The organism is Streptomyces sp. NPDC029836 (assembly GCF_055574495.1).
In genome coordinates this window covers 68084-92555 of record NZ_JBVHZI010000010.1, presented here as the reverse complement: position 1 = coordinate 92555, position 24472 = coordinate 68084, and the positions used below count along the sequence as shown (strand labels likewise).

22 protein-coding genes and 1 pseudogene are annotated in these 24472 nt (G+C 71.9%); 10 read left to right on the top strand and 13 right to left on the bottom strand.

Features of this window, described 5'->3' with window-relative positions; genetic code table 11:
* Positions 1-48 precede the first annotated feature (48 nt).
* A complete protein-coding gene (locus ACZ4XJ_RS26335) occupies positions 49-675 on the bottom strand; it encodes a hypothetical protein (protein ID WP_468497601.1) in 627 nt (208 codons plus the stop codon).
* Between ACZ4XJ_RS26335 and ACZ4XJ_RS26330 the strand changes: the two genes are divergently transcribed.
* On the top strand, positions 674-1129 hold the full coding sequence (locus ACZ4XJ_RS26330; protein ID WP_362878547.1) for a hypothetical protein: 456 nt from the start codon (positions 674-676) through the stop codon (positions 1127-1129). The genes ACZ4XJ_RS26335 and ACZ4XJ_RS26330 overlap by 2 nt on opposite strands.
* 14 nt (positions 1130-1143) lie before the next feature.
* Here the strand turns inward: ACZ4XJ_RS26330 and ACZ4XJ_RS26325 are convergent.
* Positions 1144-1973, bottom strand: a pseudogene (locus ACZ4XJ_RS26325) (IS5 family transposase).
* A 267-nt stretch (positions 1974-2240) separates the two neighbouring features.
* Entirely contained in the window at positions 2241-2609 is a 369-nt protein-coding gene (locus ACZ4XJ_RS26320; RefSeq protein ID WP_468497600.1) for an ATP-binding protein, read from the bottom strand.
* A 471-nt stretch (positions 2610-3080) separates the two neighbouring features.
* Here ACZ4XJ_RS26320 and ACZ4XJ_RS26315 point away from each other — a divergent pair, with 471 nt between their 5' ends.
* A complete protein-coding gene (locus tag ACZ4XJ_RS26315) occupies positions 3081-3635 on the top strand; it encodes a TIGR04222 domain-containing membrane protein (protein WP_468497599.1) in 555 nt (184 codons plus the stop codon).
* A gap of 388 nt (positions 3636-4023) precedes the next feature.
* Here ACZ4XJ_RS26315 and ACZ4XJ_RS26310 read toward each other — a convergent pair whose 3' ends face one another.
* The gene (locus tag ACZ4XJ_RS26310) at positions 4024-4473 is read right to left on the bottom strand and encodes an SRPBCC family protein (protein ID WP_362878541.1); all 450 of its coding nucleotides are present in this window, start codon (positions 4471-4473) and stop codon (positions 4024-4026) included.
* Between the two features lie 362 nt (positions 4474-4835).
* On the opposite strand from ACZ4XJ_RS26310, the gene ACZ4XJ_RS26305 reads away from it, so the two are divergent.
* The 4 genes from ACZ4XJ_RS26305 (at position 4836) to ACZ4XJ_RS26290 (ending at position 9999) form a co-directional block, all read left to right on the top strand.
* Positions 4836-5390 (top strand): hypothetical protein, encoded by a 555-nt coding sequence (locus ACZ4XJ_RS26305; RefSeq protein ID WP_468497598.1) that lies wholly within the window; start codon positions 4836-4838, stop codon positions 5388-5390.
* 205 nt (positions 5391-5595) lie between these two features.
* Positions 5596-7140, top strand: a complete 1545-nt coding sequence (locus ACZ4XJ_RS26300; RefSeq protein WP_468497597.1) for an FAD-dependent oxidoreductase — start codon at positions 5596-5598, stop codon at positions 7138-7140.
* 90 nt (positions 7141-7230) lie between these two features.
* Positions 7231-7479, top strand: a complete 249-nt coding sequence (locus ACZ4XJ_RS26295) for a hypothetical protein (protein WP_468497596.1) — start codon at positions 7231-7233, stop codon at positions 7477-7479.
* Between the two features lie 249 nt (positions 7480-7728).
* A complete protein-coding gene (locus tag ACZ4XJ_RS26290) occupies positions 7729-9999 on the top strand; it encodes a catalase (protein WP_468497595.1) in 2271 nt (756 codons plus the stop codon).
* A gap of 172 nt (positions 10000-10171) precedes the next feature.
* Here the strand turns inward: ACZ4XJ_RS26290 and ACZ4XJ_RS26285 are convergent, their stop codons facing one another.
* From ACZ4XJ_RS26285 to ACZ4XJ_RS26265, 5 genes are all read right to left on the bottom strand, one after another.
* Positions 10172-11449, bottom strand: a complete 1278-nt coding sequence (locus tag ACZ4XJ_RS26285) for a preATP grasp domain-containing protein (RefSeq protein ID WP_468497594.1) — start codon at positions 11447-11449, stop codon at positions 10172-10174.
* A 232-nt stretch (positions 11450-11681) separates the two neighbouring features.
* A complete protein-coding gene (locus tag ACZ4XJ_RS26280) occupies positions 11682-12350 on the bottom strand; it encodes a DUF3618 domain-containing protein (RefSeq protein ID WP_468497593.1) in 669 nt (222 codons plus the stop codon).
* Positions 12326-12760 carry a phage holin family protein gene (locus ACZ4XJ_RS26275; RefSeq protein WP_468497592.1) on the bottom strand — a complete coding sequence of 145 codons (435 nt, stop codon included), beginning with the start codon at positions 12758-12760 and terminating at the stop codon, positions 12326-12328. The genes ACZ4XJ_RS26280 and ACZ4XJ_RS26275 overlap by 25 nt, the downstream gene beginning before the upstream one ends.
* A gap of 2 nt (positions 12761-12762) precedes the next feature.
* Positions 12763-13515 carry a hypothetical protein gene (locus ACZ4XJ_RS26270; RefSeq protein WP_468497591.1) on the bottom strand — a complete coding sequence of 251 codons (753 nt, stop codon included), beginning with the start codon at positions 13513-13515 and terminating at the stop codon, positions 12763-12765.
* 109 nt (positions 13516-13624) lie between these two features.
* Positions 13625-13870, bottom strand: coding sequence for a hypothetical protein (locus tag ACZ4XJ_RS26265; RefSeq protein ID WP_362878528.1), 246 nt, complete (start codon positions 13868-13870; stop codon positions 13625-13627).
* Positions 13871-14399: 529 nt separating this feature from the next.
* On the opposite strand from ACZ4XJ_RS26265, the gene ACZ4XJ_RS26260 reads away from it, so the two are divergent.
* The 4 genes from ACZ4XJ_RS26260 to ACZ4XJ_RS26245 all read left to right on the top strand — a co-directional run bounded on the left by ACZ4XJ_RS26260 (position 14400) and on the right by ACZ4XJ_RS26245 (position 18903).
* Positions 14400-15140 (top strand): maleylpyruvate isomerase family mycothiol-dependent enzyme, encoded by a 741-nt coding sequence (locus ACZ4XJ_RS26260; RefSeq protein WP_362878527.1) that lies wholly within the window; start codon positions 14400-14402, stop codon positions 15138-15140.
* Positions 15141-15439: 299 nt separating this feature from the next.
* Positions 15440-16633, top strand: coding sequence for a lycopene cyclase family protein (locus tag ACZ4XJ_RS26255; RefSeq protein ID WP_468497590.1), 1194 nt, complete (start codon positions 15440-15442; stop codon positions 16631-16633).
* A 9-nt stretch (positions 16634-16642) separates the two neighbouring features.
* Positions 16643-17353 carry a class I SAM-dependent methyltransferase gene (locus ACZ4XJ_RS26250; protein ID WP_362878523.1) on the top strand — a complete coding sequence of 237 codons (711 nt, stop codon included), beginning with the start codon at positions 16643-16645 and terminating at the stop codon, positions 17351-17353.
* Positions 17350-18903: an FAD-dependent oxidoreductase gene (locus ACZ4XJ_RS26245; RefSeq protein ID WP_468497589.1), complete on the top strand. Its 1554-nt coding sequence runs from the start codon at positions 17350-17352 to the stop codon at positions 18901-18903. Before ACZ4XJ_RS26250 ends, ACZ4XJ_RS26245 begins: the two co-directional genes overlap by 4 nt.
* Positions 18904-18948: 45 nt before the next feature.
* Here the strand turns inward: ACZ4XJ_RS26245 and ACZ4XJ_RS26240 are convergent, their stop codons facing one another.
* Genes ACZ4XJ_RS26240 through ACZ4XJ_RS26225 form a run of 4 tightly spaced genes read right to left on the bottom strand, consistent with a single transcriptional unit; the run spans position 18949 to position 23637 of the window.
* Positions 18949-19941 (bottom strand): DUF5914 domain-containing protein, encoded by a 993-nt coding sequence (locus ACZ4XJ_RS26240; protein WP_468497588.1) that lies wholly within the window; start codon positions 19939-19941, stop codon positions 18949-18951.
* Positions 19938-20903, bottom strand: a complete 966-nt coding sequence (locus ACZ4XJ_RS26235) for a phytoene/squalene synthase family protein (RefSeq protein WP_468497587.1) — start codon at positions 20901-20903, stop codon at positions 19938-19940. The genes ACZ4XJ_RS26240 and ACZ4XJ_RS26235 overlap by 4 nt, the downstream gene beginning before the upstream one ends.
* Positions 20900-22432, bottom strand: coding sequence for a phytoene desaturase (locus tag ACZ4XJ_RS26230; RefSeq protein WP_468497586.1), 1533 nt, complete (start codon positions 22430-22432; stop codon positions 20900-20902). The genes ACZ4XJ_RS26235 and ACZ4XJ_RS26230 overlap by 4 nt, the downstream gene beginning before the upstream one ends.
* Complete coding sequence (locus ACZ4XJ_RS26225; protein ID WP_468497585.1) at positions 22429-23637, bottom strand: polyprenyl synthetase family protein; 1209 nt, start codon at positions 23635-23637, stop codon at positions 22429-22431. Before ACZ4XJ_RS26225 ends, ACZ4XJ_RS26230 begins: the two co-directional genes overlap by 4 nt.
* Positions 23638-24472: the final 835 nt, after the last annotated feature.

Sequence of the window (24472 nt, the reverse complement as noted above, 5' to 3'; positions counted from 1 at the left end):
GCGGGCCGTGGCCCGACCGGCCACACCATCACTTGGTCGAGAAGCCGGTCAGAGCACTTCCGCGTCCACATGATCCATGAACGCCTCCACATTCCTTTTGAATTCTTCGACCGCTTTGATCATTTCATCGCCCCACTTCTCACCCGACTTGATTCCGAGGTACCCATTCGCCACTTCTTGAACTGCCGCTTCGCGTGGCGCTACGGACCTTGCCAGCCATTTTCGGGCCTCAGGTGTCCCCACCAGGCGTACCGTCACTTCTGCTTGCAGGATCCGCTGGAGTGCGGGGATGTACTTGTCATTGTGCTGCTGCGTGAGTTCCTTGAGGGAAATGTCATTCGGATACTGAAGTACGAAATTTCGCACGCTGGACATTTCCGTTACCAGGTCCTGGGCCTCGGTACCGAACTCGACGTATGCCTGTCTGCGAATATCAGCTCTTCTGGCTTCTACCTCAACCTCCCTCGCCCTCCCGGCTTCGTAGTACCCGAGGACGCTCCCTGTCAGACCGGCCACAGCCCCGATCAGGGTGCCGGTCAATCTGCGCCCGCCGTGCTCCACTTCCTGGCACGGCTTCTCTCCTGACCTGCGTTCTCCTGCTGCTGTTCCGCCTCCACACTCGGGGTCTACAGCGTGTCTCCTTGGTGCTGTCCGCCGTGCGAAGCTGTGCGTCATGGAGCCTTCGATAGTCCGTGGACTTGCTCTGCCCGCCCTGCTGACGTCGCTCATCGATCGCGGCCTCTGGTGTCACCCGGGCGATGCGGTGCTGGCGAAGGCCATTCCGTGGTTCAAGGACCCACTTGGCTTCGTGTCGAACCCCGAGCAGATGGCGTACGCGTCCCAATCAATGGACATGTTCGCCGATGATCCACACTCCGACTTCTTTCGCCAGGCACGCGGAAGCAGGAGCGTCGCCCCGCTCGAACTTCCTTGGCTTGACGTTGACCAAGCAGTGCTGATCGCCACCACTCGCAATCCCGGTGATGATGGCGCCTTGGCTCTCGACTACCGGACTGACCCCTCAGATCCCCGCATCGTCGGCAGTGACTTCTGGACGGATCCCCTTCTGTGCGAGTGGCGGGTCGTAGCGCCTACTTTCTCGGGTTTCGTCTCGAGTTTGGGCCTGTAGCTTCCGCGGTCGTGTCACTGCCGCGCCCAGAGAAGGATGGACGCGACGTGGAGTGTGCGGCCTGGTAGGCGATGGCGAGTTTGTCCGTCCGCAGGGCCAGGCCGCGCCACTGTTTGAGGCGGGCGATGCACCGCTCGACGACATTGCGCTCTGTATTTCGCGGCGTCGAAGCTGGGTGGGCGGCCTCCGGCACGGCCTCGACGCAGGCGGTGACCGATCTGGTCTGCGGGCTGCGGGATGACAGCCCGGATGCCTCGGCGACGAAGGTGTCCACGGATCGCGCGGGATGAATAGGCGCGATCCGCCAGGACGGTTGTCGGGCGCGTTCTTGGCCTTCCGGGCCCGCTGCGCGGGATCCGAATCCTGGCCATGACCGCCTCGAAGGCCGGCGCGTCACCAGCCTGACCGGCGGTGACGTGGATACCCAGAGGACGGGCCCGGCTGTCACTGGCCAAGTGGACCTTCGTGCTCAGCCCGCCACGGGAACGTCCGAGCGCGTGATCCTCAGGATCCGACCGGCCGGGCGCCCCCTTTTCCTGGCTCCGGCCGAATGTTGGTGAGCCCGGCAGACAGTGGAGTCCACAGAGACCGTCCAGTCCACATCGTCACCCTCATCCGCCGCAGCAAGTGGTGCCGCGAAGATGCGTTCCCACGTGCCGCCCACGGCCCACCTGATCAAGCGCTTGTGAGCGGTCTGAAAAGACCCGAGCTCGGTGGGCAGGTCCCGCCAGGGCGAGCAGGTGCGGTACTTCCACGCAATGGCCTCAAAGGTTCGGCGGTGGTCAGCCCACCGTCGCCCACGGGCCGGATCGTCCGGCATCAACGGTTCGATCCGGTCCCACATCGCATCGGTGATCACCAATCGGACAGACACATCCGATCAACTGACCAGCCCATCAAAGAGACACGCTCTAGCTCCTCGCTGTGCGCCTCGCACGACGAGTGCTCCACGCAGCGTAAGGAGGGGAGGATTACCGCCGACCGTCTCTCCAACCGGGGATCCCTGGAAGAGGCCGGCACGGGGGCCGCTCCCAACGCCCCAGCCACAGAACGCCCCCGGCAAGCGCCGTGCCTGGTAGCGGCCGCCCACAACCCCAAGGAGTCCGGCCCTCTACATGAGGGGGAGGTAGGCGGTGATCGTCTTACCGTGACGGTCGGCATGGATTTCGGTGCGGGTGGCCATCTTGTTCACCAGGAGCCAACCGAAGCCGCCCGGCACCGTGGCCGGCGTTCCCGGGGAGACGGGTAGGAGTGGGGAGGCGTCCGACACCTCGACCGCCACTTCGTCCTGACGGTGACGCACGTCGAAGGCGGTCACACCACCCGCATGTCGAGTGGCGTTGGACACCAATTCGGCGACCACCACCAACACGTCGTCCAGCACGCGCTGACTCACACCGTGGGGAGCCAGAACCTCCTGAGCGAGCCGTCGGGCATCCACGCCTTCAAGACCAGCCGCGTGACGTGGCGTCCCAGTCATACCCGCTCCTCCCACACCCTCCGCCTTCCCCCCGTCCACGCCATCCACCCCACCGGCGGTTCCCCACCTTCGACAATCCGGCGCTCGCTCGCTCGCCCGCCATGCCCTGCCCGGGGCCGGCCACACCGCTCCTGCGGCCTCACCCGACGGAGCCGAGGACGACGCGGTGCCCAGCGGAGGCTTCGCTTGACGGTGGAGCGGCCACCGCGTTAGCCGACGCCGACACATGGCCCGACCTCCGAGCCACTGCCGCCCGCATGCGTCCCCTGCGGGCCGGGGTTGGGCCAATCCGGATCCGGGCGGCCCCGAGGGTGGTGAAGGGGCGGGCGGGGAGCAGGGCGTTACCGGCGCTGTCGGTACCAAGCCCCGGCGTAGCTCAATTTTCGCTCTGAGGTGGCCGCAGGAGGGTTGGCTGCTGTGCTGTCAGGTGACACTGCCGGCAGGTGAGGTGCGGCGAACGGGGGGGCTGTTGTGCGGTGGGTGTTTCGGAGGTCCTCAAGGGGCTCGGGTGAGGTGCGGGATCTGGATGTGTACGAGATCGCGTTCTTGGGCGGCGGGGTGGGGCGGGTGGCGGACTGTGCGATCGTCGCGCTGAACAGGCGCGGTCTGCTGGTGGTGCACGCCGCGCGGGTACGTACGGTGGACGGGGAGCTGCCCGGGCACGCGGTCGAGCGTCGTGTGTACGCGTACTGCGGGCGTGAGAGGAGCATCGGTGCCGTCCACAGCGATCTGCAACGCTCGCGGGAGATCTGGGAGATCGGCCGTCGGCTGGCCGCATGGGGGCTGGTGAGGGGCGCGGACCGCCGGGTGACCCGTGAGGGCAGACGACACCTGGAAGCGGCCGGGCGTGACGTGAGCATCCCGCAGTACGTCCTGCACGGGGCCGCCGGTCTCCTGGACTCGACGGCGGGGCTCCCGATGGGCCCCACACCGGTGGCTGCACCCCGTCCCCACCCGACGCCGCAGACGCAACGGCGCCAGAGCCGGACGACCGGGAGCAAGTCCCCGCGCCTGGACGCCGACTAGGCGAGTGAACCGGCCCATCGCGGGTGCGCCGGCGGACCCGGTAGCCGTGGCCGGTTACCGGGCCGGCATCCGGGCCACGGTCCCGTACGCGCAACACCCTCCGCGATCCACGGCGAGCGCGCCGCGCACAGCGGAGAGAAGCCCGGACCCACCTCCAGCAGGTTGGTGCGGCTGCTGGAGGTGGGTCGGGTTGGCGCAGCACGTCACTCCCCCGCCCGGCTCCGCACTCATCGAGGAACGTGCCCACCGGGCCGGGACATCGCCGCGACCGGCGGGCCGGCCGACTGAGGCCGTCGCGCCGCGGACCGGTCCGTCCCGGCCCGCGGACCCCGACGGCGGCCCGGGCGCCGCCGTCGGGGGTCGAGCGGGCGTTGCGTCCCCGGGGCTCTCAGACCTCGCCGCGCCAGGAACCGCTCTCGCGGCCACGCTCCTCGATGTACTCCTTGAACCGCTTCAGGTCGCCGGTGACCTGCCGCTTGACGAAGCCGAGCTTGTCGCCGACGTTCTCGGCGAAGCCCTCCGGGTCGTAGTCGAGCTGCAGCATCACCTTCGACTTGTTGTCGGCCAAGTGGTGGAAGGTCACCACACCGGCCTGCTTCACCTCGCCGCCGACGGTGGTCCAGGCGACCCGCTCGTCGGGAATCTGCTCGGTGATCTCCGCGTCGAACTCCCGATCCACCCCACCGAACTTCGTCACCCAGTGGGTGAGGGTCGGGGTGAGCTGGTCGATGCGCTCCACCCCGTCCATGAAGTGGGGGAACGACTCGAACTGCGTCCACTGGTTGTAGGCGGTACGCACGGGAACCTCGACCTCGACGGACTCCTCGACCTTCGACACAGAAACATCCTTCCTCTTCGTCGGCCGGACAGGTGCCCGGCCCGTACCCGGGGAGACCTTCCCCCGACCTCGCCCCTGCCCCCGTTCCCGCCGCCCATGACCCACGAACAGACGCACGATCGCGCGGACAGGCCGGAACTCTGCTGCCCCTACGGAGCGGGCGGCGCCAGGTGTTCCCACCCGCCGCGCAGCGGTGAAAGCCTGCTCCCGAAGCTCGAACGGTGGCGCGAAGCGGTCCCCTTACCCTGCGGCGGCTGCGCCGATCCGCTGACATTCATCCGACAATCGGCCTGTCAGCGCCCCGCTTCCCGCCCCGCGCGCCACGCTCCCCTCGGCCACCACCACGAACGAGGAGCAGCACAATGCAGGGAGTTCCGAAGACCACGCGGCGCATGCGGCCCCTGGCCCTTGTGGCCGTGCCGCTGGCCCTGAGCCTGACCGCTCTCGCCGCGCCGGCACTCGCCGCCCCCGGCACCGACACCGGCGGGGCGAGCACGGCGCAGGCATCGGACGGGCCGCACGCATCGCGCGGCAACGACGGACCACGCGGTCCCCGGGGCGCGAAGGGGCCCAAGGGGCCGAAGGGTGATCGCGGTCCGGCCGGGCCCGCCGGCCCGTGCGTCGACGTCGCCGTCGTCGCCGGTACCGCGCCCGGCAGCGAGTACAGCGCCGCCCTCACCCGCGGGAAGACGTTCGTCGGCTACCGCCCCACCCTCACCGGCGCCTACACCTGGCGTGACCTCACCCTGCCCGCCACCCCCGGGTACCCGCGCAACACCTGCAGCGTCGGCATCAAGCTCAACGGTGAACGCGTCCACGTCAAGGTCCTCACCGCCGGCGGCGACCTCTACGAAACCTCCTGCACCGCCCCCGCCCTCTCCTGCACCCTCGGCTGGACCGCCATCATCAAGCCCTGACCGCCGGAGGTCTTCAGGCCCCCGACCCGGCGGCGGGAACCGTCGGACCCGTGTCAACGGCCGCGACGGAGCACCGCCCGTCCCCTCGTTCGGTCGTCGGGGAGCCGGACCCTCCGCGGCATCCGTTGTCCCCTCCTGGGGCCTGTCCTGGCAGGCTTTCGGAAGCGTCATGCTTTGAGGGCTCGGTTTCGGGCAATCGCCCCACATGAACCCCTCTGACGTTTCCGGCTCCTCCTACTGGATGCGGACGACCGACTTCCCGTCCTTCCCGTCTCTGACGGCCCCCGTGGAAGTGGACGTGGCGGTCGTCGGCGGCGGCATCGCGGGCCTCAGTACAGCGTGGGAGCTAGCCCGGGCGGGTCTGGGCGTCCTCGTGCTGGAGGCCGACAGGATCGCGAGCGGTGTAACGGGGCATACCACCGGCAAGCTCACAGCCCTGCACACGGCCGTCTACGAGACGCTGCGCACCCGGCACGGCGGCGATGCCGCCCGCCTCTACGCGGTGTCGCAGAGTGCGGCACTGGCCCACGTCATCGAGGTGGCCGAGGAACTCGGCGTCGACTGCTCGCTGGAGCGCCGCCCCGCCGTGACCTACTGCGAGGACCCGGCCGGGGTCGAGGCCCTGCGCGCCGAGGCCGAAGCGGCCCGGGCGGCCGGACTCGACGCATCCTTCGTCACCGAGACGGGACTCCCGTATCCGGTGGCGGGGGCGGTCAGGCTCGAGAACCAGGCCCAGTTCCATCCGCTCGCCTACCTGCGCGGCCTGGTCGACGACCTTCTCGCCCGCGGAGGCCGTATCCACGAGGGTACGCAGGTCACGAAGGTGGAGGGTGGCGATCCCTGCCGGCTGACCACCGCCTCGGGAGCCACTGTCCTCGCCCATCACGTGGTCGTGGCCACCCACCACCCGGTCTTCGACCACGCACTGCTGGCCACCCGCCTGACCCAGCACCGGGACCTGGTGATCGCGGGGCCGATGCCCGCGGATCTGGACCCCGACGGGATGTACATCACCGAGGAAGGCGGGAAGCGGTCCGTGCGCACCGCCCCGCTGGCGGACGGGCAACGGCTCCTGATCGTCACCGGTGAGGCCTTCGCCCCGGGCACCGGTGACGACACCCGAGTCCGTTACGCCCGCCTGGAGGCCTGGGCCCGGGAGCGTTTCCCCGGTGTCTCGATCACGCAGCGCTGGGCGGCACAGGACAACAGCTCCACCGACGCCCTCCCCTTGATCGGCGGCCTGCCCACCGCGGGTGACAACGTGTACGTGGCCACGGGCTTCGCCGGCTGGGGCATGACGGGGGGCGTCATGGCCGGACAGCTCATCGCTTCCCTGGTCACCGGCGTCCGTCGGCCGTGGACCGAGCTCTACGACCCCCACCGTTTCGGCCCCGCCGTCCGCTCCGCGCCCGCGTTCCTCAAAGCCCAGTGGGACACCGGCAAGCACTTCGTCAAGGATCGCCTGGACACCCTGGGCGACGGTACCAACGGGCCCGTCAGTGGGCTACGGCCGGGCGAGGGCACCGTGGTGCGGGCCGGTGGGAAGCCGTGTGCCGTCCACCGCGACGACAAGGGTGAGCTGCACGCCGTATCCGCGGTGTGCACCCACATGGGCTGCCTCGTCGCGTTCAACAATGCCGAGCGGACCTGGGAGTGCCCCTGCCACGGCTCGCGCTTCGGCATCGACGGCGCCGTGCTGCAGGGACCGGCGCTGGAACCGTTGGAACGGCGCACGTCCGAAGACCTTTGACGCAGGAGACGCGGGAGACGCGGGAACTGAACGAAGGCACGCGGTGAGCGTGCCGCGTACCGGCCACATCGCTCCAGGAGGACAACGGCAGTGGACGCCAACCGAGACGAACGAGAGAACGAGCAGCAGTCAGCCCCGCCGGTCGCGGACAGGGGCGTTCCGGTCGACGAACACGGTCGTCCCCCGGGGGATCCATCGAGGGTGGGCGCCGACGGATACGCGCCGGCGGACGCCGACCGGGTCCGGCGCGCGAACGAGAACCGCGAAGAGGATCAGGTGCGGGATGACCGGTCCCTGCCCGACGGCGAGACGGCACCCGAACGGGGGCAGGCGCCCTGACCGCTCTCACCCTCTCGGACGGTTCACAGTTCGGGCCTGCCGCCCTGTTCGAGCGAGCCGGTCGCTGACCTGTCGTTAGCTCCGCTCACCTGGGAATTCGGCAGAGCCGCGTGCCCTGACCGGTAGATCCGCCGGCTGCGGTTTTCGGGCGTGGCGCGGGTCGGCCCTGGGTTTCGTCGTGCGTTGCTCGGGTCACAGATGCAGGGCCCCCGAGGGGCCGTGGTCCGCCCCCCTGCATCTGGAGAACTGATGTCCGAGAAGAACCCGGTGAAGGCCGTCGCCGACAAGATCAGCGACATGCTCCACACCGACCCGGCCGAAGGACCCGAGGAAGGGATTCCCGGGAAGCCGGCTCCTGTCTCCCCGCAGCTCGTCGAGCCCACGACGCCGGTGGAGCCGTTGCCGCCGAAGGCGGACCAGAGCGGACCGGAAACGGTCAGCCCGACCGGGCAACCCACCGGCGCGGAGCAGGCCCGCATGGCGCAGAGCGGCGCGTACCTGACGAGTGCGCAGGGTGTGCGGCTGCCCGACAGTGACCATTCGTTGAAGGCGGGCCCGCGGGGGCCGGTGCTGCTGCAGGATCATCACCTGCGCGAGAAGCTCATGCACTTCGACCACGAGCGGATCCCGGAGCGCGTGGTCCACGCGCGCGGCGCGGCCGCGCATGGTGTTTTCCAGTCCTACGGGACCGCGCAGGCGGTCAGCAAGGCGGCGTTCCTGGCCGGGGAGGTGGAGACGCCGGTGTTCGTGCGGTTCTCCACCGTCCTGGGATCGCGCGGCTCCGCCGACACCGTGCGCGACACCCGGGGGTTCGCGACGAAGTTCTACACCGAGGAGGGCGTGTTCGACCTGGTCGGGAACAACATCCCGGTGTTCTTCATCCAGGACGCGATCAAGTTCCCCGACGTCATCCACGCCGGCAAGCCGCATCCGGATCGGGAGATCCCGCAGGCCCAGTCCGCGCACGACACGTTCTGGGACTTCGTCTCCCTGCACACCGAGGCCACCCACCACACCCTGTGGAACATGTCCGACCGGGGCATCCCCCGCTCCTACCGGATGATGGAGGGCTTCGGCGTCCACACCTTCCGCCTCGTCAACGCCCAGGGCGCCACCACGTTGGTGAAGTTCCACTGGAAGCCCAAGCTGGGCGTGCACTCCCTCGTGTGGGAGGAGGCGCAGATCCTCGCCGGGGTGGATCCCGACTTCCACCGGCGTGACCTGTACGACTCCATCGAGGCGGGCGCGTTCCCCCAGTGGGAACTCGGCATCCAGACCTTCCCCGACACCGCCGACCAGACCTTCGAGGGCATCGATCTCCTCGACCCCACGAAGATCGTCCCGGAGGAGCTCGCGCCGGTGAAGCCGGTGGGCCTGCTGACCCTCCACAAGAACCCGTCGAACTTCTTCGCCGAGGTCGAACAGGTCGCCTTCCACACCGGCCACCTCGTCCCCGGCATCGACGCCACCGACGACCCGCTGCTGGCCGGTCGCATGTTCTCCTACCTGGACACCCAGCTCACCCGGCTCGGCGGCCCCAACTTCCCGCAGATCCCGATCAACCGCACCCACGCGCCCGTCAACGACATGCTCCGCGACGGCTTCCACCAGACGGCCGTGCACCGCGGGGTGGCCCCCTACAAGCCCAACAGTCTCGACGGCGGCTGCCCGTTCTTCGCCGGCGCCGACACCGGCGCGTTCATCGAGGTCCCGGTCGAGGTACCGGCCGGACGCAAGGTCCGCGAAGCACCCGCCTCCTTCAGCGACCACTTCTCCCAGCCGCGCCTGTTCTGGCTCAGCATGACCCCGGTCGAGCGCGAGCACATCATCGCCGCCTACACCTTCGAACTCGGCAAGTGCTACGAGCAGGCCATCAAGGAACGCACCCTGGGCGTGCTCGCCAACATCGACCCCGAACTGTGCGCCCAGGTCGCGGCCGGGCTCGGACTGCCCGCCCCCGCTCCCACCGAACCCCTCGCCGACGTCGCCCCCAGCCCCCGCCTGTCGCAGGTCGGCGACACCTGGCCGCTGGACGGCCGCGTCGTCGGCATCGTCGCAGGCCAGGACATCGACATGATCGGTGTGGACGCGCTCCGCCAGGTCATCCTGGACGCGGGGATGGTCCCGCTGGTCATCGCCGCGGCGGGCGGAGTGCTCGGCGGCGCCGAGCCGGTGACCGTGCAGCGCACCTTCGCCACCGCCCGCTCCGTCGAATTCGACGCGCTGATCTTCGCGGGCGTGCCCGGAGCGGGCGCCGACGCCTACGGGGCGCGCGATGCCAAGGCCGGCGCCCCACGGCCGCCCGTCAGCGACCCCCGTGTCCTCGCGCTGCTCACCGAGGCCTACCGGCACGGCAAGGCACTGATCGGTCTGGGCGACGCGGGGACCCTCTTCGAGGCCGCCGGGATCTCGGTCGGCGAGCCGGGAGTCCTCGTCAGCGACGGCGCTCAGGGGATGCGCCGACTCATGGAACTGCTGGCGGCCCACCGCGTGTGGGAGCGCTTCCCCGCCGTGACCTGATCCGACCGCGCGCCCCCGGCGAGGGGCGTCTTCGCGGGTGCGAGCCCCGGACCTCCAGGGTCCGGGGCTCGCCGTTCATGACGCGGTTCAGGCCGCCCGCGTCTTCGTCAGTGCGCGCACGCGGTGCGGTACGAACGCCACGTGCTCGGGTGGCTCGGTGCACAGCGGCCGCTCACTCCAATCCAAAGGCTTCTGCCAGTCCGCTTTCCCACTCGCTCGCCCCGGTCGCATCCGCCGCGATGACCGCGTAGCGCCATGAGCGGCCGTCCGGTGGGGCGTCCGCGTAGAGCACCACCCCCTCCCCGCTCGCCGGGTCGAAGGCGAGCCGGTGGGTACCCAGCCGCTCAAGGGCTTCCGCCAGCCCGAAGGCCGTCCGGGTGCGCCCCTTCGACACCATCCACGCCCGGGAGGCCGCGCCGGACGCGGCCGTGAGCCGGGTGACCATGTCGTGGGGCGTGGTGGTTGCGGTCCGGCGGACGTTGCTCTCGCCGGCGTACGGCACTCCGTCCGTGTCGACGAGCGCGTCGAGTCCGAACGGGCCGAGGTGGCCGTGAGCGGCGAGGTGGCGGCCCAGTCGCATGCCCCATTCCTCCAGTTCACCGGCCACGTGCGCACACGACGACGGCAGGGGTGACACGTAGCCCGTGAAGGATCCCTGTTCCGTTCGCATGGCCCCGCTGAACAGGGCGCGAGGGCCCGAAGCCGTGTTCTCCATCTGGATGCTCACCGACTCGGCCACGGTCAGGCACTCCTCCACCAACCACGTTCCTTCCGGGCCACCGACCGCTTCCAGCGCGAGGCTCGTTCCGGCCAGGTCCTGCCGGGAGAGGAAGCGCATCCCGTGGCCCCCCGCGGAGCGGTCGGGTTTGACCACCACCTGCTCGTACCGGGTGAGCAGCCGGCGTACGACACCTTCGACCTCGGGTCGGCGGCACACCTGTCCCGCCGGCAGGCGCATGCCCAGTCGCGCGGCCGCTCGACGGAAGCCCGACTTCGTGTTCAACAGCATCGTGACCGGCACGGCGGCGGCGGCTTCGTCGACCGTCGCGTACGGGTGCACGGTCAGGCCGAGATCACGCGCGAACGCGACGGCGGATGCGTCGGGGGCGGTCGGCAACAGTGCCGTTCCCGGCTCACGCACGTGAGCGGCGACCCGTTCCATCAGCCCGGCCTGGCGAACGGCCTGGGCCAGCGGGACCGCACCGGCCGGCGGCACTTCGATCACCGCCGTCTGCGCGCGGGGCACGCCCGTCAGGTCGTGCACGTACCGCAGGAACTCCTCGCTCAGCGATCCGGGGGTCACCAGGACATCGCCGGCTCGCAACAGCCATGCCTTGCGCGGCGCCTGCTGAGCCCACTGCGCCAGCACTTCGCCCGCCTCCAGGTCGACCGCCAGGTCCGAGAGGAAATTGGCGAACACCAACAGCGGACCTGCGTTCCGCTCCTTCACTGCTGCTCCTCTCACGCCGTCTCGCCCCGCTCCGGGGGCCGTGCCCTACCGCCTCCATGGTGCGCCGTTCGGTGGGACGAAGTTCAGTAGGCGCGAGATGCATCGGCCGCTCGCTGATGGGTCACCTGGCGGCCGGGGCAGCCACGAAGACCGGGGCGGTGGTGACGCGCTCGGGGCGGATGCCCCGGACGGCGCCGCCTGCGCCCCGGCCCTGTGGCTCTGTCGACCGGCTCTACTGGGGAGGGCGCCGCGTTCCGGGGTCGTTGCGGACCTCCGCGGCGGTGTCCTGCCCGGCCTGACGCAGTCCGTCGGCTGTTTCACGGCCGGCGCTCTGCGCGTGTTCGCTCGTGGTCGCCACGGCCTCCTGGGCTGTTCCCTTGACCGATTCAACGGCATCGGCCACCGGTTCCTTCAGCTCGTCGCGGACTTCGTGTACGGCGTCCAGGGCGGTCTGCTTCACCGGTTCGAGCAGTTCGTCGGAGTGTTCTCGCAGGCGCTGTCCCGCCTGCTCCTCGACTTCGGAGGTCGGCAGCAGGGCAGCGGCGAGCATACCGGCGCCGAAGGCCATCAGGCCCGCGGCGAGCGGGCTGCCCTGGGTCTGCCGCTTGATCTTCGCCGGTGCCTGCTGGATGGCCTCCTGGGCGCTGCTGCCCGCCTCGCGGGCCGTTTCGCCGACGCTCTCGGCGGCTTGGTGCAGGCTTCCGGTGGTGGTGTGCGCCGTGTCCTGTGCACTGCCCATGACGCGCTCCTTCACTCCGCTCACCCGGTCGCGCATCGAGTCGACCTTGCGCTGGGCGATCCTGCTCGGGGTCATCTTGTCGGCGAGGAGGTCGACATTGCGCGCGAGGTGTGCGCGTCGGTACTCCACGTCGGTCCTCAGCTCGTCGGGTGTCGGGCCCATCGGGCATCCTCCTTCAAGGTTTCCACGGTCTGTTCGGGCTTGAGGTTGACGGTCCGCAGGTGTTTGCGGCCCATGACGTAGAGGACGCCGCCCACCACGGCCCACAGGACGGTGACGATCAGTGCGGCCCAGGCCGGGTCCATCACGTTGGCGAGGGCGAAGACGACAGTCAGGCTCGCGAAGAGCAGCACGACGTGTCCGGCGTAACCCGCTCCGCCGAGCAGGCCGACGGCCTTGCCCGCCTTGGTGGACTCCTGCTTGATCTCGGCCTTGGCCAACTCGATTTCATCACGGACGAGTTGAGAGAGGTCCTGGCCTATCTCGCCGATCAGGTCACCGAGGGAGGCTTCGGTGGGTGCCGGTGGGGGCGGCGCGGGCGCCGCAGGTCGTTCGTGAGAGGAGAGGGCCATGCTCAGATCCCTCCTCCGGGCCTCGGGGTGCCCGTGGGCGGTGGGCTCGCCGGCGGGTAGGCCGGGGGCGTCGGGGTGACGTGCGGCGGCTGCGACTGGCCGTAGGTGTCGAGGGGGTCCTCGTACCCGGCGGGTATGCCGCCGCGGTCGGGGGCCGGAAGGCGGCCTGCGGCCGGGGTGCTGCTGCCGGTGGCCGGGCGGCCGACGGGGGGAACGCTGCCGTTGTCGGCAGGGGTGCCGCTCTCCGAGGAGGCAGCGGCGCTGATGCCCTTGCCGGCCCGTGCGACGACGAAACCGGCCAGGGCCGCTCCGGCGAGGAAGACGCCGGGACGGCGGCGGGCGAAGGTCTGCAGATCGCTGACCAGGCCGTCGGGACCCCGGGTGTCCATGCGCGAGGCGACCTTCTGTCCGCCGTCGGCCAGCTGACGGGCGACGCCGGCCATGGTCGAGTCGGGCTTGCCGTTCTCGCCGAGCTCCCGCAGCTCCTGTGAGAGCCGCCGTACGTTTTCCGCGAGGCGTTGCGTCTGGGTCTCGGCCTGGCCGGTCAGCTGGGTCCGCAGCTCGCCTACGAGATCGCGTGCCTGCGCGGTGGCCTCACCGACCACGTTGGCGGCCTGCTCCTTTGCCGTACCGCCTACCTCGGCGGCCTTGTCCCCGACCAGCGAAACGCTCTCGCCGGCCTTGTCCTGCACCGTGTGTGCCGCAGCCGTCGTCCTGCTCTCATCCTGACGGCGCGCATCCTGGAAGTCACTCAAGGCTCCTCCTCCTGATGAATGGCGGTGATGCGTCTCACACCGCCGCCTGCCCCCCTTTCACCGCTTCACCCATGGACGTCGAACATGCCATGGGTACGGATACTTCTCCTCACCCGACGTCGCCCGTTTCCGGTGGACCGATGCACGCGATGCACTCCGCGTCGATTTGATCGGCCAGTTGCCGGATGGCGCCGGCCGCCTCGTCGACCGGACCGGGAGTGGAGGTCTCCTCGACGGCTTCGGGCGGGGTCATCCAGTCGCTTGCCAACGTGCGCAAAAGTGCGGTCACCTCGGTAGCGGGAATGAGGAGCTGGCCGTCGGCGGTGGGGATGAGCGATATCGACACCGAGATCATGATTCCTGCCTTCGCTACGCGTAGGCCGCCGTGGGTGTGGTCGCCAACCTCGACGGCTGAGGGCACGGTACGGGGGCGCGGGAGTGGGGTCACGGGCCGGGTCCTTGTGACAGGTGGCGAGTGCGCCCCCGCCGGCCCGCGATCCGCCGGAGCCCGGGGCCTCCCTGTGCTCCGTCCATTCCGTGCCTACCCAACGGGCACCGAGAAACGCCACCCCCTGACCGGTAGGCCCCCACGCCCCGGCCGTCACCCTCCGTCGCCGGGTCGTTGCGCGCGCCGGCAGCTCCTGGGTCGGAACCATCCGCAGTGTCCGGTCCGGGTGGCCGCGGAGCGGTCCGTCGGTCAGTGGCGGGGAGCAAGCGCGAACGGTAATGGTGGGGGCGGCGTCGGGCATGCGGCTCAAACCGGGGATTTCGGTTGCGTTGCCCCGGCGGCCTCCCGAGGCACTGCACCGTGCCGGGCCGAGGAACAGTCGACGTCCGATCACCCTGCCGTACGTCGCACGACTCCATGGGAAAGGTGACCCGCCATGACCGAACCGGACCGCGTCGGAGAGGACCAGCCCCACGTTCTGCTGCCCCTCCTGACCACATCGGCCGAACAGTTCCTGTCCACCGCCCGCTCTCTGACCGCGCGGCAGACGCGTGCTGCCTCCCCGCTGCCCGGCTGGACCCGGGCACACGTGTTGGTTCACCTCGCGCGCGGCGCGGATTCTCGTGTGCGTCTGCTGACGGCCGCGCGGACCGGCGACGACCATCCCCAGTATCCCGACGAGGAAAGCCGGGCCCGCGATATCGCGACCGGAGCCCTGCGCGAGCCGGACGTCATCCGCTCGGATCTGACGAAGTCGCTCCACGGCCTCTTGAAGGCCATCGCAGCTCATCCCGCCGCGGCCTGGGACGTGCCGGTGCGGTGGCTGGGAGGAGGCAGGCGCCCGGTCCGCGGGGTGCTGTGGAGCCTCCTGCGCGAGCTGGAGGTGCACCATGTGGACCTGGCCGCCGGCTACACGCCCGCCGACTGGCCACACGCCTTCGTCATCCGTGAACTGAACGAAACGGTGCTGCGGCTGCAGCGCGATCCGTCGATGCCGTCGGCGCGGATCCACGTCGTCGATGAGGGTTCGACCCACAGCACCGGCGATGGTGCCGGCCCGCACGTGGCCGGTTGCGCGCACGACGTTCTCGCCTGGCTGACCGGTCGTACGGACGGCAGCAACCTCACCACCGGGCGAACGGACACCGTTCCGACCGTCCCCGCCTGGCGGCGCTGAGCCCTCGGCGCCGCGGCGTGCTGCGCGCGGGGGCGCCTCACGGGCCGGGCGCCGGCGCACCCCCTTGTCACCGGCTACCGGGCTCCGGGCGAGGTGGTTGGTCCGGGGCTCGTGTCCCGTGGAGGCCGCCCTCACGGGGTGGCGCCAGAGGGCCATGGGGATGGTCCTTCTGCCGTCTGTCGTGGTCCTTGGGGGGCTGCTCCCGCCGGAGGGGTTGACTGCATCCGCGGGGGTGGTCGGCGCGGAAGAGGGAAGGTTGGCGCGATGGGCGGGAGGTCGGGGTGAGCCGGGATGCGGATGTGACCGTGATCGGGGCGGGGGCAGCGGGCCTGTCCCTCGCGGTCCGCCTCGCGCGGCCCCTGTCCGGGGCCGGCCCGGCACCGCGCGTGGTGGTGGTCGAGGCGCCGCCCGGTGCGTTGCGGCCGCCCACCCGGACCTGGTGTTTCTGGGAGACGGGCGCCGGTCCGTACGACGGGCTGCTGACCGCGAGCTGGAACCGACTGCGTCTGTACGCGCCGGACGGCGCGGTGATCGACCGGCCGCTGGGGTCGGCGCGGTACAAGATGCTGCGGTCGGACCGGTTCGGGGCAGCCATGGCGGGGCGGCTCGGTGCGTACGGGGTCGATCTGCGGCTGATGACGGTGGAATCGGCGCGGGACGCCGGTGATGGTGCGGTGGTCCACGGCAGCGACGTGTCGGGGGCGCCGTCGGTGGTCCGATCGCGGCTGGTCTTCGATTCGCGGCAGCCGCAGCGGCTGCCCGCTGCCCGGACCACGCTGCTCCAGCACTTCCGGGGGTGGTTCGTGCGGACCGCGGAGCCTGCCTTCGATCCTGACGCGGCAACCCTGATGGACTTCCGCCTCACCCAGCCGCCCCGGGGGCTCGCCTTCGGGTACGTGCTGCCGCTCAACCGGTACGAAGCGCTGGTCGAGTACACGGAGTTCTCCCGCTCGGTGCTCGACGAGGCGGCGTACGAGCGTGCCCTGCACCACTACTGCACGTCGGTCCTGGGCCTCGGCGACTACACGGTGGGTGAGCGGGAGCAGGGGATCATCCCGATGAGCGACGGCGCGTACCCCCGTCGCGACGGGCACCGGGTCCACTTCATCGGCGCGGCCGGCGGGGCGACCCGGCCTTCCACGGGCTACACGTTCTCCGCGATCCAGCGTCAGAGCCATCACCTGGCCGAAGCGGTGCGGGCGGGGCGCTCCCCCGCCCGGGCACCCGCCGTGCACGGGCGCCGGGCCCGGGGGATGGACGCGGTGCTGTTGCGCGCGCTGGACACGGGGCGGATCGACGGCGGGGCCTTCTTCTGTCACCTCTTCGCATCGGTGCCCATCGAGCGGGTCCTGCGGTTCCTGGACGGCGCGACCTCGCCCGTCGAGGACTTCGGGATCGGTCTGCGCACGCCCGTCCTGCCCATGCTGCGGTCGCTCCTGGAACTGCCGCTCCTGCGCCGTACCGTCCCCGCCTTGGGGCCGGGACGGTACTGAAAGGTTGTCATGTCACTGCTACGCGACGACTCCCTGTCGGTCGCCTTCGACCACGCCGCGGCGCGCTACGACCTGCTGGTCGCGGCGAGTCCCGGTTACCACGGGCATCTGCGCCGATCGGCTCGCCGGCTGGGGCTGGTGGACGCGGGCCGCGGCGTCCGCGTCCTGGACCTGGGCTGCGGCACCGGTGCCTCGACGGCGGCGCTGTTGTCGGTCGCGGGCGCGGCCCACGTGACCGGGGTGGACGCCTCCGCGGGCATGCTGGAACGGGCCGCGGCCAAGAACTGGCCCGCCGGCGTCGACTTCGTGCAGGCGTCGGCCGACGGGCTCGGCGAAGCCGGCGTCCGCGGGCCGTTCGACGCCGTCTTCGCCGCGTACCTCCTGCGCAACGTGCCCGATCCCGACCTGACGTTGGCCCGTGTGCGGGCCGTGATGGCGCCGGGCGCGAGGATCGCCGTGCACGAGTACGCGCTCAGCGGGAAGCCGGTGCACCGGGCGCTGTGGACGGCCGTGTGCCGGACGGTGATCATGCCGCTGGGGCGTACGGGCGGGGACGCCCGACTGTACGAGCACCTGTGGCGCAGCGTGCTCGGTTTCGACACGGCGCCGCGGTTCGCCGCGCGGATGCGGGCGGCCGGGTTCGCGGACGTGCGGGTGCTGCCGCTGCCGGGGTGGCAGACGGGGATCACCCACACCTTCGTCGGGCGGGTCGCCCCGTGAGCGGGGCCTACCCGGGCCGGGACCGGCGGGCCCGGCGCGTGGATCCCCGCGGTGGGCGGCCGCGGGTCGAGGAGAACGGACCGCGGGTGGCCGTGGTCGGCGGGGGCATCGCGGGCCTGTCGGCGGCCACGGCCCTCGCCGAACGCGGTGTGCGCGTCGTCCTCTTCGAGCGGGACGGGCAGCTCGGTGGCCGGCTCGCGGGATGGCGGACGCGGCTCGCGGACGGCACGGAAGCGACGATGAGCCGCGGTTTCCACGCGTTCTTCCGGCAGTACTACAACCTGCGGGCGCTGCTGCGCCGGACCGATCCGGGGCTGCACGGGCTGACGGGGCTGGCGGACTACCCGCTGCGCCACCGCGACGGCGGGCAGGACAGCTTCGCGCGGGTGCCGCGCACTCCGCCGCTGAGCGCGCTGGGTTTCGTCGCGCAGAGCCCGTCGTTCGGCTGGCGTGATCTGGGCCGGATGAACCCGCGCGCGGCTCTGCCTCTGCTGGATGTCGGTGTCCCGGAGGTGTACGAGGCGTTGGACGGGGTGAGCGCGAGCGAGTTCCTGGCGTCGATCCGTTTCCCCGAGGCGGCGCACCATCTGGCGTTCGAGGTGTTCTCCCGGAGCTTCTTCGCCGATCCGGCGACGCTGTCGGCGGCGGAGCTGGTGCTGATGTTCCACATCTACTTCCTCGGCTCCAGCGAGGGGTTGCTGTTCGATGTGCCGCGCGAGCCGTTCCCGCAGGCCCTGTGGGATCCGCTGGCCCGCCATCTGGACGGGCTGGGCGTGGAGTTGCGTACGGGCACCCCGGTCGACGAGGTGCGCCCCGTCGGTGAGGAGCAGGTGGAGGTCGTCGCTGGGACGGCGGTCGAGCGGGTCGACGGGGTGGTTCTGGCACTGGACACCGGGGGGCTGCGGGCGGTGGTCGGCGCGTCGCCGCGGCTCGTGGGTCCGGCGTGGCGGGCATCGGTGGCGGGGCTGCGGACGGCGCCGCCGTTCCTGGTGTCGAGGCTGTGGTTGTCGCGCCCGGTGGCGGGCGGCCGGCACGGGTTCCTGGGCACGAGCGGTTTCGGTGACCTCGACAACGTGAGCGTCCTGGACCGGTGGGAGGGCGAAGCGCACCGGTGGGCGTTGCGCACCGGTGGTTCGGTGGTGGAGCTGCACGCGTACGCGGTCGATGCGGCGGAGCGGCGGCGGGACGTGGAGGAACGGCTGGTGGGCCGGCTGCGTGAGGTGTACCCGGAGACGGCGGACTCCGGGATCGTGGATGTGCGGCACGAGTGGCGTGAGGACTGTCCGCTGTTCACGGTGGGCGGCCACCGCGAGCGGCCGGGTGTTCGGACGGGTGACGCGCGGGTGGTGGTGGCCGGTGACCTGGTGCGTACGGGTTTGCCGGTGGCGCTGATGGAGCGGGCGGCGACGAGCGGTTTCCTGGCGGCGAACGCGCTGCTGGAGCGGTGGGGTGTGCGCGGCGAAACGCTGTGGACGGTGCCGGACCGGGGCCGGTCCGCGGCGGGCCGGTTGTTGGCGGGACTCGGGCAGCGGTCGCCCCGCGCGCGGTAGCGGGGCGGCCCGCCACCGGGCCGGTGCCGGCTCCTGGCGCGGGGGTCAGCCGGGGAAGCGGCCCGTGCCGCGCAGGTGCATGCGGCGTTCGGCGTAGGCGAGGTCGTCGCGCCACAGCCGGGCAGCCGTGCGGCGTACCAGGGGCCGCAGGAGGGGGGCGGCGGTGCGGGCGAGGGTGAAGCCGGGCCGGTGGGAGGTGGCGATGACGGCTTCGGTGACCCGGGTGCGGGGGCGGTCGTCGCGGCCGGGCCCGAGCGGGGTGGCGTGGGTTTCGACGACGGAGCCCCGGCCTTCGCCCTCGGTGATGCGCATGACGACGGTGCGCGGACCGGGGGCGGTGAACTCGGCCGTCACGGGGACGACGATGCGGCGGGCCACCTTGAAGGAGACGCGCACGGTCAGGACGTCGGTGTCCGCGCCGTCGTCGAGGACGGTGAGGTCGACGAAGGAGTAGGGGTGGAACCACGCCCCGTGCCAGGGGTCGAGGCGGTTGGCGACGATGTCCTCGGGCTCGCAGACGCCCGTACCGGTGTAGACGGCGGCCAGGGAGCGGGCGGCGGGTGGGCGGACGGGTACGGGGGGCGCGTCGAGGGGTTCCTCGCCGCCGTGGTCGTCGAGCCGTACCCAGGCCAGGACGCCGTCGTCGTGGGCGGGGAAGGGGTTCCATCCGGCGAAGGGGGCGCCGGTGAGGGCGAGTCCGTGCCAGGGGCACACCAGGGTGCCGCAGCGGACCGGGGCCTGGGCCAGCGCGGCGCCCAGGTGCGGGCAGGCGCCCGGTCCGGCGACGAGCGTTCCCCCGGCGTCCCGCCAGGCCACGATCTCGATGCCGTCGACCGTGACGCCGTACCCGGCGCCCGTACGGACGGCGCTGCTGGGGCCCAGCACGTACCAGTTGCCCGTGGGCCGGGCCTGCGCCCGTTTGAGGGCGGCGTCGATGAGCCGGGGCGAGGCGCTCCGCCAGGTCGGTTCCTGCCGGTGCCAGGCCACGGGTTCGCGGCGCAGGCTGACGGGGATGCGGCGGCGGGCGCGCGGGCTCATCGGACCGGCTCCTTGGCGGTGGGGGCGGCCGGGGCGGTCAGGCGGCCGGCTGCGATACGGGCCAGTCCGGCGGCGGCGACGGCCGCCCTGCGGGTGAGGGGGACGGCGGAGCGGCGGTGGACGCTGGTGTATCCGTCGCGGGCGACGGCGTCGAGGATCTCGCCGTAGAGGACGAAGGCGGTGCGGACGCAGGGCCGGGAGCGGGGTTCGAGCATGTTCAGGCCGGGCTCCGCCCTCGCGTAGAAGCGCCGCGCCAGGGCGGCGGCGGCGCGCAGGGCGTTCGTGACGCGGGGGTCGCTGCGGCCGGTGCGTCTGCTCCACAGCAGCAGCTCGCGATCCACGCCCTCGGCGGCGAGGAGGTCGGCGGGCAGGTAGACGCGGTCGCGGTCGAGGTCTTCGCCGACGTCGCGGATGAAGTTGGTGAGTTGGAACGCCTCGCCGAGGGCGGCGGCGTGCGGGGCGGCTTCGTCGCGGGGGGCGGTGTGGCCCAGTACGGGGAGCATCTGGAGGCCGATGACGGCGGCGGAGCCGTGCATGTAACCGCGCAGTGCGTCCAGCGTGTCGTAGTCGGTGACGGTGAGGTCGCTGCGCATGGAGGTGAGGAAGTCGTCGAAGTGGCGGTGCGGGATGCGGTAGTGGTGCGCGGTGTGGGCGACGGCGGTGACGACGGGGTGGTGGCCGGTACCACCGGTGATCGCCGTGTGGAGGTCTCGCGAGAGGGTGTGGAGCCGCTCGGCGCGGTCGCCGGGGTCCGCGGGGGCGGTGAGGTCGTCGACGATGTCGTCGGCGAGCCGGGCGAAGGCGTAGAGGGCGTGCACGGCGGGCCGGCGGGAGGCGGGCAGCAGCCGGGTGGCGAGGAAGTACGTCTTGCCGTGCCGGGCGTTGAGGCGGCGGCAGCGGTCGAAGGCCGCGCGCAGGGCGGGGTCGGTGATGGCGGCGGCGTCGAGTTCGCGTCGCGTCATGCGGGGCTGCCTTTCGCTGCGGGGAGTGGCGCCGTGGTGCGGGGGCCGGCGGGCAGGCCGGTGATGCGGGCGGCGGCGAGGCGGCCGGAGATCAGGACGGTCGGGACGCCGACGCCGGGGGTGGTGCCGCAGCCCGCGAGTACGGCGTTGACGGTGCCGCGCACGAGGTTGCGGGGGCGGAAGGGGCCGGTCTGGGGGAAGGTGTGGGCGACGGAGAAGGGGGTGCCGTCGGCGTGGCCCTGGGAGGCCCAGTCGGCGGGGGTGATGAGGACCTCGGTGTCGATGGCGTCGGCGAAGCCGGTCAGGCCCCGGGCCTCCAGTTCGCGCAGCAGGCTGGCGCGGTAGCGGGGGGCGAGGTCGTGCCAGGAGGCGGCCGAGGGGCCGACGGCCGTGTTGGGGCAAGGGGCGAGGACGTAGTGGGTGTGCTTGCCGGGTGGGGCGAGCCCCGGATCGGTGGCGGTGGGCCGGGTGATGAGGAGGGAGGGGTCGCTCATCAGGCGGCCGGTCCGGGTGAGTTCGTGGAAGGTCTGCTTCCAGGCGGCGCCGAAGGAGATCGTGTGGTGGGCCAGCTCCGGCCAGGTCCGGTCCGTTCCGACGTGCAGGACGACGGCCGACGGGGAGTGGCGCAGGGCGAGCGGGCGGCGGGGGCGGGCGCCGAGCAGGCGGTAGGAGACGGGCAGGTCGGGGGTCAGGACGACCGCGTCGCACGGGATGCGCTGCCGGTCGGTGACGACGGCGGTGATGCGGTCGCCGGTGCGTTCCAGGCGGGTGACGCTCTGCCCGTAGTGGAGGGTGGCACCCCCCTCGGTGGCGGCGGTGGCCAGAGCGGCGGGGACGGCGTGCATGCCGCCTTCGGGGAAGTACACGCCGGCGATGGTGTCCATGTAGGCGATGACGGCGTAGGCGGCGAGCGCGCGGGCCGGCGGGACGCCTGCGTACAGGGCCTGGAAGGAGAACACGCGCTGGAGCCGCTCGTCGGTGATGAACCGGCCGATGGCGGGCTGGAGACGGCCGAATCCGCCCAGGGCGGCGAGGCGGGCCAAATCGGGGTGCAGGAGGGAGAGCGGCGAGTCGAAGTTGGTCTCGATGAAGCGGCCCATCTGCGCCCGGTACAGGTCGTGCAGCCAGTGGCGCAGGCGCCGATAGCCCGCGGCTTCGTGGCCGCCGGCGAAGCGTTCGATCTCGGCTTCCATGGCCTGGGCGTCGGTGTGGACGTCGAGGCTGCTGCCGTCCGCGAAGCGGGCGTGGTAGGCGGGGTGGAGGGGGTGCAGGGTCAGCCGGTCGGACATGGTCATGCCGACCGCGGCGAAGGCCTCCTCCAGCAGGTGCGGCATGGTCAGGACGGTGGGGCCGGCATCGAAGCGGTAGCCGTCGCGTTCGATGAGGCCGGCCCGGCCTCCGGGGAGGCGGTCGCGTTCCACGAGGGTGACCTGCCGGCCGGCGCCGAGCAGGTGGAGGGCGGCGGAGAGACCGGCGAGACCGGCGCCGACGACGACCACGTGGTCGGTGCGGCCGGTGACCTTCCTCATCGGGTGCCTCCGTAGCGGGCGGCGGGTTCATCGGCCGGGACATCCGGCGGCGCGGGCGAGGCGACCCGTCTGAGCAGTTCGGTCAGGTGCCGGGCGGCGGGGCCGTGCAGGCGGGCCGCGGCGAGGTGGCGTTCGGAGGCGCGGGCCAGGCGGTCGATGCGCCGTTCGACGTGAGCGGGCGCCCCGGTGGCGTGAAGGGCCGTACGGACCGCGGCCAGGTCGGGGCCGGAGAGGGCTCCGCTCCCCCGGCAGGCCTCGAGGAGGTCGACGGCCGCGTGGTTGCCGGTGGTGCGGGCGGCCGCGTGGGCGAGGGCGACCAGGTAGGTCGCCTTGCCGGCGCGGATGTCGTCGCCCGAGGGTTTGCCGGTGACCGCGGGGTCGCCGAATACGCCGAGGAGGTCGTCGCGGAGTTGGAAGGCGATTCCGGCGCACCGGCCGGCGGCGGCCAGGGAGCGGCGGGTGGCGTCGTCGACTGCCGTCAGCGCGGCGCCCAGGGCCAGAGGCTGTTCGACGGTGTAGCGGGCCGTCTTGAGGCAGACGGTGCGGATGGCGCGGACGGCCGAGCGGGAGGAGGTCGCCTGCCCGTGGAGGTCGAGGTACTGCCCGGCGACCATCTCGGTCCGCATGGCTCGCCAGATCCGCAGGATGTCGGTGCGTACGGGCGGGTCGAGGTCGGCTCCGGCCACGAGGTCATCCGCCCAGCACAGCGCGAGGTCTCCGGCGAGGACGGCGACGGACTGGGCGAAGGATGCCGGGTCGGCTTCGTCCGGGCGGGTGTTCGCCGGGAACTGGAGGCCGACCTGCGCGTGGAAGGAGGGCCTGCCTCGGCGTACCGCCGATTGGTCCATGACGTCGTCATGGACGAGGGCGCAGCTCTGGATGAGTTCGAGCGCGGCGCCCAGGCGCAGCGCGCCGGCGGCGTGGGTGTCGGTGCCGCCGCAGGCGCGCATGGCCCACCACAAGAAGCGGGGTCGGATCCGCGAGCCGCCGCCGAGGGTGAAGTCGGCCAGGCGTTCCGCGACGTCGGTGGCGAAGACCGGGTCGAGCGAGCGGCTGTACGCGACGGAGTCGGCGCACAGGCGCGCCAGCTCGCCGGTGACGGCGTGGTCGACATCGGCGTCGACGGTTGCCGCGGTGGGGGGCCGGGAGGCGTGTGCGGTGGGGCGGTGGGTGATGAGGTGGCGGGCGACCGACTTCGCGTGCATAGAGTCCTCCGTGTCGTGAAGTGGTGCTTGCCACCTGTTCCGCGTTCACCGGGCGCACGGATGCGTTCTCCCGCAACCGCTGCCGGTCCGAGGCATTTGTCCCCCGTGGACGGAGGGGCTCAGACAACGCACGCGGCCCGTCCACCTGATGGGTGCACCGGATGCGGGCCGAGCGGCGGCCGGGGGCGTGGGAGGGGGCGCGCCGGATGCGTCGGCGTGACCGGGCCGGGAGCGGGCGAGCTCCAAGGGCGCGGGATCCCGGACGGGCACCTGCTCGGTGTCGAGGAATCGGCCGGGGACCCTGACCCGAAGCGGGCCGTCGCCCGGCGGTGGTGGTCGGTCCGTACGGGCGGATCGGGTGGGCGGGGCGCGGCGGGGCGGGACCGGACGGGGGCGCGGCCGGTGCTGTGCGCTGTCGCCGACCGTGCCCCAGCCCGACGGAAGGACCATGCGGATGCGCGTGCGCCGTGGCAGCGGGTGGCCCTCCTGGCCGCCCTGCTCGGGCGACGGGCGACGGGCGACGGGCGACGGTAGCGACGGCGTGGCCGCGTTCCGTCCGCAGGGGAACCCGGAGCGTACGGTGACCGGCGGCGGGCTGCGCCGGCCGATGGGCATCGCGGCCGACAGCCGGGGCAACCAGTGGGTGTCCAACAGCGGTGGCGTTCGCAGGCCGTGCGAGGACTACACCCCGCAGGACCTGGCCGATTCGGCGGGTCCGGCCGGCGGCCCGGCCGCGGACGGGGCCTCGGTCATCCTGCTCGCCCCCGACGGTTCGCCCCGAGGCCATCGTTCACCACGGGCAGCCTGCCGCTGCCCCGGGGCATCGCGGGGGGGG

Bases quoted from the DNA above. Each gene is read 5' to 3' on its own strand.
- ACZ4XJ_RS26250 (WP_362878523.1), top strand. From the start codon at position 16,643: ATGTCACTGCTACGCGACGACTCCCTGTCGGTCGCCTTCGACCACGCC.
- ACZ4XJ_RS26235 (WP_468497587.1), bottom strand. From the start codon at position 20,903: ATGACGCGACGCGAACTCGACGCCGCCGCCATCACCGACCCCGCCCTG.
- ACZ4XJ_RS26280 (WP_468497593.1), bottom strand. From the start codon at position 12,350: ATGGGCCCGACACCCGACGAGCTGAGGACCGACGTGGAGTACCGACGC.
- ACZ4XJ_RS26330 (WP_362878547.1), top strand. From the start codon at position 674: ATGGAGCCTTCGATAGTCCGTGGACTTGCTCTGCCCGCCCTGCTGACG.
- ACZ4XJ_RS26320 (WP_468497600.1), bottom strand. From the start codon at position 2,609: ATGACTGGGACGCCACGTCACGCGGCTGGTCTTGAAGGCGTGGATGCC.
- ACZ4XJ_RS26305 (WP_468497598.1), top strand. From the start codon at position 4,836: ATGCAGGGAGTTCCGAAGACCACGCGGCGCATGCGGCCCCTGGCCCTT.
- ACZ4XJ_RS26290 (WP_468497595.1), top strand. From the start codon at position 7,729: ATGTCCGAGAAGAACCCGGTGAAGGCCGTCGCCGACAAGATCAGCGAC.
- ACZ4XJ_RS26300 (WP_468497597.1), top strand. From the start codon at position 5,596: ATGAACCCCTCTGACGTTTCCGGCTCCTCCTACTGGATGCGGACGACC.
- ACZ4XJ_RS26335 (WP_468497601.1), bottom strand. From the start codon at position 675: ATGACGCACAGCTTCGCACGGCGGACAGCACCAAGGAGACACGCTGTA.
- ACZ4XJ_RS26225 (WP_468497585.1), bottom strand. From the start codon at position 23,637: ATGCACGCGAAGTCGGTCGCCCGCCACCTCATCACCCACCGCCCCACC.
- ACZ4XJ_RS26265 (WP_362878528.1), bottom strand. From the start codon at position 13,870: ATGATCTCGGTGTCGATATCGCTCATCCCCACCGCCGACGGCCAGCTC.
- ACZ4XJ_RS26240 (WP_468497588.1), bottom strand. From the start codon at position 19,941: ATGAGCCCGCGCGCCCGCCGCCGCATCCCCGTCAGCCTGCGCCGCGAA.
- ACZ4XJ_RS26230 (WP_468497586.1), bottom strand. From the start codon at position 22,432: ATGAGGAAGGTCACCGGCCGCACCGACCACGTGGTCGTCGTCGGCGCC.
- ACZ4XJ_RS26260 (WP_362878527.1), top strand. From the start codon at position 14,400: ATGACCGAACCGGACCGCGTCGGAGAGGACCAGCCCCACGTTCTGCTG.
- ACZ4XJ_RS26275 (WP_468497592.1), bottom strand. From the start codon at position 12,760: ATGGCCCTCTCCTCTCACGAACGACCTGCGGCGCCCGCGCCGCCCCCA.